Raw genomic sequence first — 12,442 nt, 5'->3', positions numbered from 1 at the left:
GGGGCATCGTGAGCGCCGTGACCGGTGGTGCGGAGGGCCGCGGTGGTTCCGCGCCCGTGGGCATCGTGCTCGTCTCGCACAGCGCCGCCGTCGCGACCGCCGTGGCCGAGCTCGCCCGGGGTCTGTCCGGCGGCGGCGACCTGGCGCCGATCGTCCCCGCGGGCGGGACCCCGGACGGGGGGCTCGGGACGAGTTCCGAGCTGATCTGCGAGGCGGCGAAGGCCGCGGACCGGGGCGCCGGAGTGGCGGTCTTGGTCGACCTGGGGAGCGCGGTGCTCACCGTGAAGGCGCTGCTCGCCGAGGGCGACGAGCTTCCCGACGGCTCCCGTCTGGTGGACGCGCCCTTCGTCGAGGGCGCGGTCGCCGCGCTGGTCACGGCGAGCGCGGGCGGCGACCTCGACGCGGTGGCGGCGGCGGCCTCGGAGGCGTACGCCTACCGCAAGGTGTGACGACCCGGAGTACGGCGTGAAGTGACTGCGTGGAGTGAGTGAGAAACCGCACCGGGTGGCGACCGTGTTGTGATGTACCTGGTCAACGCACTAGTGTCACAGGGCCTTGGTGTACGGGAAACCGGTGCAGTACCGGTGCGGCCCTCGCCACTGTGATCGGGAGGTCCGGCTCCACCCCCGCGGGGACACACCCTCGGGGAAGCCACTGGACCGCGACGGGAGACCGTCGTGGTGTGGGAAGGCGGAGTCCGGACGTATGACCGTCAGCCAGGAGACCGGCCAGGGTGCGTTGTCCATCCACGAGGTGCTGGAGAGGGTCTCCCAACCATGCATATAGCCGAGGGGTATCTGCCCCCTGTGCACGCGGCCGCCTGGGGCGTCGCGTCCGCACCGTTCATCGTCCACGGGGTCCGCGCGCTGACCCGCGAGGTACGGTCCAACCCCGAGTCCACTCTTCTGCTCGGCGCCGCCGGCGCCTTCACCTTCGTCCTCTCGGCGCTCAAGCTGCCGTCCGTGACCGGCAGTTGCTCACATCCGACCGGTACGGGTCTGGGCGCGATCCTCTTCCGGCCGCCGATCATGGCGGTCCTGGGAACGATCACCCTGCTCTTCCAGGCCCTGCTGCTCGCCCACGGAGGGCTCACCACGCTCGGCGCGAACGCCTTCTCGATGGCGATCGTCGGCCCCTGGGCGGGATACGGGACGTACTGGCTGCTGCGCCGGTCCGGTACGCCGCTGATGGTCGCCGTCTTCTTCGGCGCGTTCGTCGCCGACCTGTCGACGTACTGCGTGACCAGTGTGCAGCTGGCGCTCGCCTTCCCCGACCCGGGGAGCGGTATCGCCGGGGCGCTCGCCAAGTTCGGCGGGATCTTCGCCGTGACGCAGATTCCGCTCGCGGTGAGCGAGGGCCTGCTGACCGTGCTCGTGATGCGGCTGCTCACGCAGTCCAGCAAGGGCGAACTGATCCGGCTCGGCGTCCTCGCCGGGCGCACGGCGGAGCGACGCGAGGAGGCGGCCGCGTGATGAGCCGGAACGCGAAGATCAACACCCTGTTGCTGCTCGTCGTCGCCGCGCTCGCGGTACTGCCGCTCGCGCTGGGGCTCGGGGATCACAAGGAGGAACCGTTCACCGGGGCGGACGCGGAGGCGGAGACCGCGATCACCGAGCTCCAGCCGGATTACGAGCCGTGGTTCACGCCGCTGTACGAACCGCCGTCCGGGGAGATCGAGTCCGCCCTGTTCGCCCTCCAGGCGGCGCTGGGCGCCGGTGTCCTGGCGTACTACTTCGGTCTGCGGAGGGGCCGGAGGCAGGGAGCGGCCCTGGCGGAGGCGGCCGGGGCGAAGGGCGCGCCGGACGGGGGCGCCCCCGGGGACCCCGGCGAGCCGGGCGAGCCGGGCGCGTAGCCGCCGATGCTGCCGATCGACGCGGCGGCGCACAGCAGTCGCTGGCGCCGCCGCCATCCCGCCGAGAAGGCGCTGCTCGGCTTCGGTCTGACCCTGTGCGCGGTCTGTCTGCCCCCGTGGCCGGGCGCTGTGCTCGTGGCCGCGGCCACGCTCGGCGTGCTGCTCGGTCCGGCCGGTGTGCCGGGCCGGGCGCTGTGGCGGGCGTTCCGCATCCCCCTCGGCTTCTGTGTCACGGGCGCGATCCCGCTGCTCTTCGAGGTGGGCGGCGCCCGGGGGCTCGTCGCACTCGCCCCGGGAGGCCCGATCCAGGCGGTCGAGCTGCTCCTGCGGACCGCGTCGGCGTCGCTCGGGGTGCTGCTGTTCGCGTTCACCACGCCGGTCTCCGACGTCCTGCCCCGGCTCGTCCGGGCAGGGGTGCCGGCGCCGGTGGTGGACGTGGCACTCGTGATGTACCGGATCATCTTCCTGCTGCTCGACTCCCTGTCGAAGATCCGGCAGGCGCAGGCGGCCCGGCTCGGACACACCACCCGGGCCGCGACCTGGCGTTCGCTCGCCGGTCTCGGCGCGACCACGTTCGTGCGGGCCTTCGACCGGGCGCAGCGCCTGCAGTCGGGGCTTGCCGGGCGGGGATACGACGGGACGCTGCGGGTGCTCGTGCCCGTGTGCGTGGTGTCCCGCCGGTTCCTCGCCGCCACGGGCGCGCTGCTCGCGGGGCTCGTCGCCCTCACCCTCGTACTGGAAAGGTTCCTGCCGTGACGTCTTCGACGCCTTCGGTCCCTGCGGCTCCCGTGGTGGAGCTGGTGAACGCGGGCTTCGCCTACGAGGAGGGGCCCGCGGTCCTGTCGGGCGTGGACTTCTCGGTGGCGGAGGGACGCGCGGTGGCGCTGCTCGGCCGCAACGGCAGCGGCAAGACGACCCTGCTCCGGCTCCTCAGCGGCGGGTTGCGCTGCGGGAGCGGGTCGCTGCTCCTGGACGGGGCGGAGGTGGCGTACGACCGGAAGGGGCTGACCCGGCTGCGGACCACCGTGCAGCTGGTGACGCAGGATCCGGACGACCAGCTGTTCGCCGCCTCGGTCGGCCAGGACGTGTCGTTCGGTCCGACGAACCTCGGGCTGCCCGAGGAGGAGGTACGGCTGCGGGTCCAGGAGGCTCTTGAGGCGCTGGACATCGTGGCACTGGCGGACCGGCCGACGCATCTGCTGTCGTACGGGCAGCGCAAGCGGGCCGCGATCGCGGGCGCCGTCGCGATGCGGCCGAGGGTGCTGATCATGGACGAGCCGACGGCCGGGCTCGATCCGCACGGGCAGGAGCGGCTGCTCGACGCGCTCCAGCGGCTCCGGGAGGCCGGTACGACGGTGCTCATGGCGACGCACGACGTGGATCTGGCGCTGCGCTGGGCGGACGAGGCGGCGGTGCTCTCCCCCGCCGGCCTGCGTACGGGCCCGGTCGCCGAGCTGCTCGCGGACGACGCGCTGCTCGACGCGGCCCGGCTGCGACGCCCCTGGGGCACGGCCGTGGCACGGCTGCTCCGGGCCCACGGCCTGCTCGACGCGGACGCACCGGAGCCTCGGACGCCGGAGGACCTGGACGTGTGGGTGGGGGCTGCCTCGGCGCCCCTCGCTACCGACTAGTAGCCACTTTGCTACCGAGTAGTAGAAATCACGTGCCAGATCTTCTGCAACTAGTTGCACAACGGGAGGGGGTCCCCTACAACTGAGGTCGACGATCCTGCGCGAGGAGGCGCCCGCATGACCCCGTACCCGCACCTGCTGAGCCCGCTCGACCTGGGGTTCACCACCCTGCCCAACCGGGTGATCATGGGGTCGATGCACGTCGGTCTCGAGGAGACCGAGCACGGCTTCGAGCGCATGGCCGCCTTCTACGCCGAGCGCGCACGGGGCGGTGTGGGCCTCATCGTCACCGGCGGCATCGCACCCAACGACGCCGGCCGTCCCTGGGACGGCGGCGCCAAGCTCACCACCACGGACGAGGTCGCCGAGCACCGGCTGATCACCGACGCCGTGCACGCCGAAGGCGGCCGGATCGCGATGCAGATCCTGCACTTCGGCCGGTACGCGTACCACCCCGCCCTCGTCGCGCCCAGCGCCCTCAAGGCCCCCATCAGCCCCTTCGTACCGAACGAGCTGACCGACGCCGAGGTCGAGCAGACCGTCGAGGACTACGCCCGGTGCGCCGAGCTCGCCAAGGAGGCCGGGTACGACGGCGTCGAGGTGATGGGCTCCGAGGGCTACCTCATCAACGAGTTCATCGCCTCCGCCACCAACCAGCGCACCGACCGGTGGGGCGGCTCCTACGAGAACCGCGTCCGCTTCCCGCTGGAGATCGTCCGCCGCATCCGCGAGCGCGTGGGCGAGGACTTCATCCTCGTCTACCGCCTCTCCATGCTGGACCTCGTCCCCGGCGGCTCCACCCTGGAGGAGGTCGTCCAGCTGGCCAAGGAGATCGAGGCCGCGGGCGCCACCATCATCAACACCGGCATCGGCTGGCACGAGGCCCGCATCCCCACCATCGCCACCTCCGTGCCGCGCGGCGCCTACACCTGGGTGACGAAGAAGCTGATGGGCTCGGTCTCCGTACCGCTCGTCACCAGCAACCGCATCAACACCCCCGAGGTCGCCGAGGAGATCCTCGCCGACGGCCGCGCCGACCTCGTCTCGCTGGCCCGCCCCTTCCTCGCCGACCCGGACTTCGTCGCCAAGGCCACAGCCGGCCGCGCCGACACCATCAACACCTGCATCGGCTGCAACCAGGCCTGCCTCGACCACACCTTCAACCTGAAGATCACCTCCTGCCTGGTCAACCCGCGTGCGTGCCACGAGACCGAGCTGGTCCTCTCCCCCACCCGCCGCGCCAAGCGGATCGCCGTCGTCGGCGCGGGCCCGGCCGGCCTCGCCTGCGCCGTGTCGGCGGCCGAGCGCGGCCACTCCGTGACCCTCTTCGACGCCGCCGACGAGATCGGCGGCCAGCTGAACGTCGCCAAGCGGGTCCCCGGCAAGGACGAGTTCAACGAGACGCTGCGCTACTTCCGCGTGCAGCTCGCCGAGCGCGGGGTCGACGTGCGCCTCGGCACCCCGGTCGCGGCGACCGACCTGGACGGTTACGACGAGGTCGTCGTCGCCACCGGCGTCGCCCCCCGCACCCCCGCCATCGCGGGCGTGGACCACCCCAGCGTCGTCAGCTACCTCGACGTGCTGCGGGACGGCGCGCCCGTCGGCGAGCGCGTCGCGATCATCGGAGCCGGCGGCATCGGCTTCGACGTGGCGGAGTTCCTCACGGACGGCGGGGAGGGCGCGAGCCAGGACCCCGAGACGTACTTCCGCCAGTGGGGTGTGGACACCTCGTACGAGAACCGGGGCGGCCTGCGGGCCCCGGAGCGCGCCGCGCCGCCGCGCCAGGTGCACCTGCTCCAGCGCAAGGAGACCAAGGTCGGCGCGGGCCTCGGCAAGACCACGGGGTGGATCCACCGCACCGAGCTCAAGCACCGGGGCGTGGCCATGGTGGCGGGCGTGTCGTACGACCGGATCGACGACGAGGGGCTGCACGTCACGATCGGTGGCGAGGCCCAGCTGCTGCCGGTCGACACCGTCGTGCTCTGCGCCGGCCAGGAGCCGCGCCGCGACCTCTACGAGGAGCTGGTGGCGGCGGGCCGGGTGGCGCACCTGATCGGCGGCGCGGACGTCGCCGCCGAGCTGGACGCCAAGCGGGCCATCGACCAGGGCACCCGGCTCGCGGCGACGCTGTGATCGCCGCGATCGCCGTGGCCGGCCGCTCCTAGGATGCGTGCATGTCCCTGCCGCACGCGATCCTCACCGCGCTGCTCGAGAAGCCGTCCTCCGGCCTCGAACTGACGCGCCGCTTCGACAAGTCGATCGGCTACTTCTGGTCGGCCACGCACCAGCAGATCTATCGCGAGCTGGGCAGACTGGAGCAGGCGGGGCACATCCGTGCCCTGCCCGCCCCGGTTCCGGTACGGGGGCAGCGCAAGGAGTACGAGGTGCTGCCCGCGGGCCGCGCCGAGCTCGGCACCTGGGTCGCCAGGTCCGAGGACCCGAAGCCGATGCGGGCCGCCCTGCTGCTGCGGATGCGGGCGGCGGCCGTGGTCGGCGCGGTGGGGCTGCGCGCGGAACTCTCCCGGCATCTCGCCCTCCACGAGGAGCAGCTGGCGGAGTACCTGGCGATCGAGACACGGGACTTCCCGGCGGAGCGCCGCCGCACGGAGCCCGACCGGCTGCGCCATCTCGTCCTGCGGGGCGGGATCGACATGGAGCGCTTCTGGGTGGAGTGGCTGACGAGCTCGCTGGCGGAGCTGGGGGCGCCGGGGGCGGGCGGGGACGAGACGCCGCCTGCGGCGCCTTCCGGCGCGCGCTAGTTCTCCACGTGCGCGTGCACGGTCTTTCCGTCGGCGTCGCGGTGGACGGTCAGGCTGGCGACGAGGCGTGTGACGATGCCCCAGCCGAAGCCGCCTTCCCTGGCGGGGTCGTGGGCTGTCGGCCGCGGTGGTTCGGGGTTGTGGTCGTGGACGTCGATGCCGATGCCGCCCCCTTCCAGGGCGAGGTCCAGGGTGCACTCCCCGTCGGCGTACCGGATGGCGTTGGTGACCAGCTCGCTGACGACCAACACCGCGTCGTTCTCGGTGGTCGAGCGCAGGGGGCGCCCGGCGACCAGGGCGTCACCGGCGAGGCGGTGCACCTCCTGGCGTGCTCGGGCAGCGGCCCCCGGGCCCCTGAGATCATGGTGCCGGGAGACTGCCATGATGCTCTTCCCCTCCTCTTCCTCGGTTCTGGACAGCCTCGGTCCCCGCCTCTGCCCGGATGCCCGGAATCCATTCACCCGCGAGCAGGAAGGCCGAAACCGTACGGCCGTGGTCGGCGTGCGGGTGACGGCACGCGACGGCCCGGGTACCGGCGTGGATACTGGGCCGTTGGAGTTCCACGACACGAAAGGGCGGGTATGGCCGACGACTTGGGGCGCCGTGCGACACGTCACGCGGTGGTCATCGGGGGAAGTCTCGCTGGGCTGCTTGCCGCTCGGGTACTGGCCGAGCACGCGGAGAAGGTGACGGTCGTCGAGCGCGACCGGCTCCCCGACGGGCAGGAGGCCAGGCCCGGCGTGCCGCAGGGACGGCACCTGCACGTCCTGATCGCCGGCGGGCAGCAGGCGCTCGACGAGCTGCTCCCCGGGTTCATGGGCGAGCTGCACGCGCTCGGCGCGCCCAAGGTGGGCGTTCCCGAGGACATGGTCCAGTGGCAGAGCGGCCGGTGGTTCCGCCGTACGGCGGCGACCGCGCACTTCTACACCGGTCCGCGGCCCCAGCTGGAGTGGCTGGTGCGGCAGCGGGTGCTCGCCGACCCGCGGATCGAGCTCATCGAGGGTACGGAGACGGTGGGGCTGACCGGCGACTCCTCGCGTGTCCGGGGCGTACGGCTGCGGGAGCGCGGCGCGGGGGCCGACAAGCAGCCGCGGACCCTCGCGGCCGATCTGGTCGTGGATGCCTCGGGGCGGTCCACGAAGGCCGCCGACTGGCTGGCGGGCATCGGTGCGGAGGCCCCGCACGAGGAGACCGTCGACACCGGTCTCGCGTACGGCACCCGGGTCTACCGTGCTCCGGCCGTGGACGACGGTACCGACGCGACCGGCTACTACATCGTGCCCCACCCGGCCCAGGTCTACGGCGGTGTCGTGCTGCCCCTCGGCGACGGGCGGCACCTGGTGACCCTGTCGGGGCTGCGCGGCGACGAACCGCCGACGGAGGAGGGCGCGTTCGAGGAGTACGCGAAGCGGCTGCCGCATCCCGTGCTCAGCGACTGGCTGGCGCGGGCCGAGCCGGAGTCCCCGGTGTACGGGTTCCGCAAGACCGCCAACATCCGGCGGCGGTACGACCGTCCGGGCCGTCGCCCGGCCGGCTTTCTCGCCACCGGCGACGCCCTGTGCGCCTTCAATCCCATCTACGGGCAGGGGATGGCGGTCGCCGCGCTCAGCGCGCTCGCGCTGCGACGGGCGCTCGCCGACCCGCGGCGCACCCCCACCACCCGGCAGGTGCAGCGCGCGCTGCTCGACGCCTCGCGGCAGGCCTGGGACATCTCGGTGGGCGCCGACAAGAAGATGCCCGGCGCGACCGGTGACGCGGCCCGCCCCGGGCCGCTGGACAAGGCGGTCGGCTGGTACCTGAGCCGGGTGCAGGCGCGAGCGGCGGGTGATCCGGTGGTGGGGGCGCCGTTCCGTGCGGCGCTCACCCTGACGGCCCCGCTGTCCTCGCTCTTCGCGCCGCCGGTGGCGCGGGCCGTGCTCTTCGGGCCGGTGGCGGACACGCCGGAGGAGCCGCCGCTGCGGCGCGACGCCTGAGGACCGCGGACGGCCTTCGGCGGGCGAAGGCGGCCGGCGCCGGAGAACGCCGGGGCCCCGGGGGGGGCTCAGGCGCGCCCGGCGCCGGGGCCGCGGGGGCCCCGGCGGGCTCAGGCCCGCCCGGCGCCGGATACTCGGCCTGTCGACCGAGCGCGTCGGCCGTTCCCTCGCGCTCTTCGCCCGTCAGCTGCTGTACCGCGAAGGGACCTCGGCGGTCCTCAGGCGTCCGGCGCCGGGGGCGCGGGGCCCTCGTGCGGTCCTCAGGCGTCCGGCGCCGGGGGCCACGGCGGGCTCAGTCGCGCCCGGCGCTGGGTATCGCGGAGAGCCCTCGGCAGTCCTCAGGCATCCGGCGCCGCCGTCACCATGCCCGCGGCGATGGCGGCGCCGAGTGCCGCGTAGTCGTCGGCGTTCTGGCCCGCGTAGGCGAGGGCGAAGTCGGCGACACCGCGGTCGAAGACGTCGGAACCGCCGAGGTAGGCGGCGATCGCGATGCGGTCCCCGGTGCGGGCGTGGGCGCGGGCCAGGGCCCGGCCGCAGAGCTGCGCGTAGTCCCTGAGCGCGGCCGGGGACATGGTCTCCACCTCGGCGGAGCCCTTCATGTCGCGTAGCTGGCGCCAGTAGAAGTGGCGTTCCTCGGGGCCGGTCATCCAGCCGAGGAAGATGTCGCTCGCGGCCTGGATGAGCCGCTGGCCGCAGACGACCCGGCGTCCCTGGTGGCTGTACGCGCTCGGCGCCAGGTACGTCTCCAGGACGGACGGGCCGGCCTCCTTGATCTGCAGGATGAGCGGGTCGCCCTCGTCCCGGCCTTCGAGGAGGAGGACGAAGCAACGGGTGCCGACGCTGCCGACCCCGACGACCTTGCGGGCGGCGTCACGGAAGCGGTAGCGGTCGAGGAGGATCCGTCGCTCCTCGGCGAGCGAGCTGCGGTAGTCGCTGAAGATCTTGCCGAGGGTGACCCGGTCGATGTCCGTGGCGCGTTCGAGGAGCGGCGGGTCGTCGACGATGTGCCGGACCCCGGCCGGGTCGGCCTCGGTCAGCTTGCCCAGGGCCTGGAGGCTGGTGCGCCGGCGGGCGCGGGCGAGGCGGTCGGCGAAGCGGGCGCGTTCGTCGCGGTGGACGAGGGGGAGGAGGTCGTCGGCGGCGATCCGTTCGTACCAGACGGTGAGCTCCCCGAGGCCGGCCAGCCGGCGCACGGTCGTCCGGTACGACTCGGTCGCCAGGAGGGCCGCCCGGTGGGCCTTGGGACGGGTGCTGCCGTTCTGGAGGGCGGCGACGGCGACACTGGCGGCGAGCCGCTTCACGTCCCATTCGAAGGGGCCCGGGAGCGTCTCGTCGAAGTCGTTCACGTCGAAGAGCAGCGTCCGCTCGGGTGAGGCGTAGACCCCGAAGTTGAGGAGGTGGGCGTCGCCGCAGAGCTGGACGGTGAGCCCGGTGTGCCGCTGGGCGGCGAGGTCGGCGGCCATGACGGCGGCGGCGCCGCGGAAGAAGGCGAAGGGGGACGTCGCCATCCGGCCGTAGCGGAGGGGGACGAGATCGGGCAGCCGGTCGCGGGACTGGCGTTCGAGCACGTCGATCGGGTGCGGGCGCTCGGAGCTGGGTATCCAGCGGCCGTGGGAGGAGCGGGGGGTGTGCTTGCGGGCCGCTCTGCCCCGTGCGGCGCGCTCCGACGGTGTCGTCATCCGGCCTCACCCGCCTCTTCCGCCGCCGCGGTCTCGTCCCCGCCACCTGGTACCTCATTACACGGCGCGGCGTTCGTTTCGGCCACTCTGCCGAAGTGGTCTAGCAAAATGGTTTAGACCAATGATAGGAATTGATCACCCACACGGCCCATGCGGTCACGCTGAGCGAAGAGAGGGTCTGATCATGGCCGAGCCCGATTCCGAGGCGCCGGCGGAGGCGCCGCTCTATCTCCGGGTCGCCGCCGCGCTGCGCGAGGATCTCGCCCACCGGCACATCGCCCCCGGCAGCCGTCTCCCCTCGGAACGATCCCTGTCCCAGCGGTACCACGTCAACCGGCAGACCGTACGCAGCGCGCTCCAGCTCCTGCGGGACGAGCGGCTCGTGGTCACCGACCGGCGCGGCACCTTCGCCGCCGCCGGAGCCGGCGGCGAGCCGGTCGTCCCGGCCCTGACGGCCCGCCGGCCGACGTTCCCCGGCGGCCCCCGCGCGGCCGAGGCGCTGGTGCGGGCCTCCCTGACCTGGGAGCCGCCACCCACCCCGCTCGCGGCGCGACTGCTGCTCGTACCGGGCGAGCCGACGCTGGTCCACCGGCACGTCGTGCTCGGGCCGCACGGCGCGGCGCTCCAGCGGGCGGTGTCGTGGTTCTCCCGGCCGGCGCTGACCGAGATCCCCCAGCTGTCCCGGTACCGCCGGTACCGCGACAGCCGTCAGCAGCCGGATCTGCGGCTGCTCTACCACTGGATGCACCAGGCGGGCCTGCGGATCACCCACCGGGAGTCGGTCGCCGTTCCGCCCGGCCCGGCCACCGCGGCGGACGGCGGCGCGGCCCGGCTGCTCGTCCACCGGGTGGTGAGCGATCAGCACGGGCACGCCCTGGAGATCACGGACATCGACTTCTCGGCCCGGTCGGCGGCCTGGACCTACGAGTTCAGCGGCTGACGGCGCCCCGGTTCCCGTCCGGTACGGGGACGGGAACCGGGCCCCGTCAGACGATGCCCTCCGAGATCTCCGCCTCCTCGCGGGCGGTGCCGTACGCCGTCGGTGTCCCGTACGAGCGGCGGGCGACGTACCACCAGACGCTGGCCAGGACCAGGACGACGGCGAGCGCGATCACGGCGTAGTTCATGGTGTCGACCGTCACCGGGGCCTTCTGCGGCAGGCAGAACAGCACGGTGACGATCGCCACCCAGACGACGGCCGTCCAGCCGATCGGCTTGCTCCAGCGGCCCAGGCTCCACGGGCCGGGGGTGAACCGGTCACCGGCGCGCAGCCGCAGGTAGATCGGGATGGCGTACGCGGGCGTGATGCCGATGACGTTGATCGCGGTGACGGCGCCGTAGGCGGTGGCGGAGTACAGCGAGGGGACGGCGAGCAGCGCGGCGACCGCCACGGCGAGCCAGACGGCCGGGACCGGGGTCTGGGTGCGTCCGCTCACCTTGCGCCAGATCGCCGAGCCGGGCAGGGCGTTGTCACGGCTGAAGGCGAAGACCATCCGGCTGGCGGCGGCCACCTCGGCGTTGCCGCAGAAGAGCTGGGCGACGATGACGACGAGGAGCAAGGCAGTGGCACCGCCGTTGCCGAGCGCGTCCAGGAAGATCTGGGCGGGCGGGACGCCCGTGGCGCTGTTCTGCGTGGCGGTGTAGTCCTGGATGGCGAAGCTCAATCCGGCGAGCAGGGCGAATCCGGCGATCCAGGAGACCCAGATGGCCCGGACGATGCCCTTGGCGGCGGCGACGGAGGCGTTGGAGGTCTCCTCGGAGAGGTGGGCCGAGGCGTCGTAGCCGGAGAAGGTGTACTGGGCGAGGAGCAGGCCGATCGCGGCGACGTAGAAGGGGTTGGCCCAGCCGGTGTCGTTGACGAACTCGGTGAACACGAACCCGACGGACTGGTGCCGGTCGGGGACGAACGTGAGAGCGCCGACGATGAGCGCCACGCCCGCCAGGTGCCACCAGACGCTGATCGAGTTGAGCACGCTGACCAGCCGGACGCCGAAGAGGTTCAGGACGGCGTGGAGCAGCAGGATCGCGAGGAAGATCAGGAAGGTGGAGCCCGCGGTGGGCTCGAAGCCCCACTGGAGGTTGAGGAAGGCGCCGGTGAAGAGCGCGGCGCCGTAGTCGATGCCGGCGATCGCGCCGAGCAGGCCGAGCAGGTTCAGCCAGCCCGTGTACCAGCCCCAGCGGCGTCCGCCGAGCCGGTCCGCCATGTAGTAGAGGGCGCCGGAGGTCGGGTAGGCGCTGGTGACCTCGGCGAGGGCGAGGCCGACGCACAGCACGAAGAGGCCGACGCCGGCCCAGCCCCACAGCATGACGGCGGGGCCGCCGGTGCCCATGCCGAAGCCGTAGAGGGTCATGCAGCCGGAGAGGACGGAGATGACCGAGAAACTGATCGCGAAGTTGCCGAAGCCGCCCATGCGGCGGGCGAGGACGGGCTGGTAGCCGAGCTCTCTCAGCCGCGCCTCCTCGTCCTGGGCGGCGGCCGGGGGTGGCTTGCGTATCGCGTCGGTGGGGGCGGCCGTGCGTGACATCGTTCCTCCGGGGACGGGGGTGA

The 12,442-nt window shown here is 73.1% G+C and carries 12 protein-coding genes and 1 riboswitch; of the genes, 9 read left to right on the top strand and 3 right to left on the bottom strand.

The features are described 5' to 3' along the window. Positions 1-8 precede the first annotated feature (8 nt). The 7 genes from ACIRB7_RS11630 to ACIRB7_RS11600 all read left to right on the top strand — a co-directional run bounded on the left by ACIRB7_RS11630 (position 9) and on the right by ACIRB7_RS11600 (position 6,242). Positions 9-449, top strand: a complete 441-nt coding sequence (locus ACIRB7_RS11630) for a PTS-dependent dihydroxyacetone kinase phosphotransferase subunit DhaM (protein ID WP_403595822.1) — start codon at positions 9-11, stop codon at positions 447-449. A gap of 62 nt (positions 450-511) precedes the next feature. Then, positions 512-748: riboswitch (cobalamin riboswitch) on the top strand. A 28-nt stretch (positions 749-776) separates the two neighbouring features. Further along, positions 777-1,472 carry an energy-coupling factor ABC transporter permease gene (locus tag ACIRB7_RS11625; protein WP_403595819.1) on the top strand — a complete coding sequence of 232 codons (696 nt, stop codon included), beginning with the start codon at positions 777-779 and terminating at the stop codon, positions 1,470-1,472. Further along, on the top strand, positions 1,472-1,852 hold the full coding sequence (locus tag ACIRB7_RS11620; protein ID WP_403595816.1) for an energy-coupling factor ABC transporter substrate-binding protein: 381 nt from the start codon (positions 1,472-1,474) through the stop codon (positions 1,850-1,852). Before ACIRB7_RS11625 ends, ACIRB7_RS11620 begins: the two co-directional genes overlap by 1 nt. A gap of 6 nt (positions 1,853-1,858) precedes the next feature. Then, positions 1,859-2,608 carry a cobalt ECF transporter T component CbiQ gene (cbiQ, locus tag ACIRB7_RS11615; RefSeq protein WP_403595813.1) on the top strand — a complete coding sequence of 250 codons (750 nt, stop codon included), beginning with the start codon at positions 1,859-1,861 and terminating at the stop codon, positions 2,606-2,608. Beyond that, positions 2,605-3,483, top strand: a complete 879-nt coding sequence (locus tag ACIRB7_RS11610) for an energy-coupling factor ABC transporter ATP-binding protein (RefSeq protein ID WP_403595810.1) — start codon at positions 2,605-2,607, stop codon at positions 3,481-3,483. The genes cbiQ and ACIRB7_RS11610 overlap by 4 nt, the downstream gene beginning before the upstream one ends. A gap of 117 nt (positions 3,484-3,600) precedes the next feature. Continuing rightward, entirely contained in the window at positions 3,601-5,616 is a 2,016-nt protein-coding gene (locus tag ACIRB7_RS11605) for an FAD-dependent oxidoreductase (protein ID WP_403595807.1), read from the top strand. A gap of 41 nt (positions 5,617-5,657) precedes the next feature. After that, positions 5,658-6,242 carry a PadR family transcriptional regulator gene (locus ACIRB7_RS11600; RefSeq protein ID WP_403595804.1) on the top strand — a complete coding sequence of 195 codons (585 nt, stop codon included), beginning with the start codon at positions 5,658-5,660 and terminating at the stop codon, positions 6,240-6,242. Here the strand turns inward: ACIRB7_RS11600 and ACIRB7_RS11595 are convergent. Then, the gene (locus ACIRB7_RS11595) at positions 6,239-6,625 is read right to left on the bottom strand and encodes an ATP-binding protein (RefSeq protein WP_403595801.1); all 387 of its coding nucleotides are present in this window, start codon (positions 6,623-6,625) and stop codon (positions 6,239-6,241) included. The two genes, ACIRB7_RS11600 and ACIRB7_RS11595, sit on opposite strands and share 4 nt — an antisense overlap. Before the next feature lie 198 nt (positions 6,626-6,823). Here ACIRB7_RS11595 and ACIRB7_RS11590 point away from each other — a divergent pair, with 198 nt between their 5' ends. After that, positions 6,824-8,215, top strand: a complete 1,392-nt coding sequence (locus ACIRB7_RS11590; RefSeq protein ID WP_403595799.1) for an FAD-dependent oxidoreductase — start codon at positions 6,824-6,826, stop codon at positions 8,213-8,215. 338 nt (positions 8,216-8,553) lie between these two features. On the opposite strand, the gene ACIRB7_RS11585 is transcribed toward ACIRB7_RS11590, so the two are convergent. Further along, entirely contained in the window at positions 8,554-9,894 is a 1,341-nt protein-coding gene (locus ACIRB7_RS11585) for a DUF2252 domain-containing protein (RefSeq protein ID WP_403595796.1), read from the bottom strand. Between the two features lie 184 nt (positions 9,895-10,078). Here ACIRB7_RS11585 and ACIRB7_RS11580 point away from each other — a divergent pair, with 184 nt between their 5' ends. Beyond that, positions 10,079-10,834, top strand: coding sequence for a GntR family transcriptional regulator (locus ACIRB7_RS11580; protein WP_403595794.1), 756 nt, complete (start codon positions 10,079-10,081; stop codon positions 10,832-10,834). Between the two features lie 46 nt (positions 10,835-10,880). Here the strand turns inward: ACIRB7_RS11580 and ACIRB7_RS11575 are convergent, their stop codons facing one another. Next, on the bottom strand, positions 10,881-12,419 hold the full coding sequence (locus ACIRB7_RS11575; protein ID WP_403595791.1) for an amino acid permease: 1,539 nt from the start codon (positions 12,417-12,419) through the stop codon (positions 10,881-10,883). Between the last annotated feature and the right edge of the window lie 23 nt (positions 12,420-12,442).

Origin of the sequence: Streptomyces sp. NPDC093795 (genome assembly GCF_044764665.1) — a bacterium.
Taxonomy (GTDB): domain Bacteria; phylum Actinomycetota; class Actinomycetes; order Streptomycetales; family Streptomycetaceae; genus Streptomyces.
The sequence above is the reverse complement of the archived record's forward strand: the minus strand, read 5'-3'. Positions and strand labels throughout refer to the sequence as shown.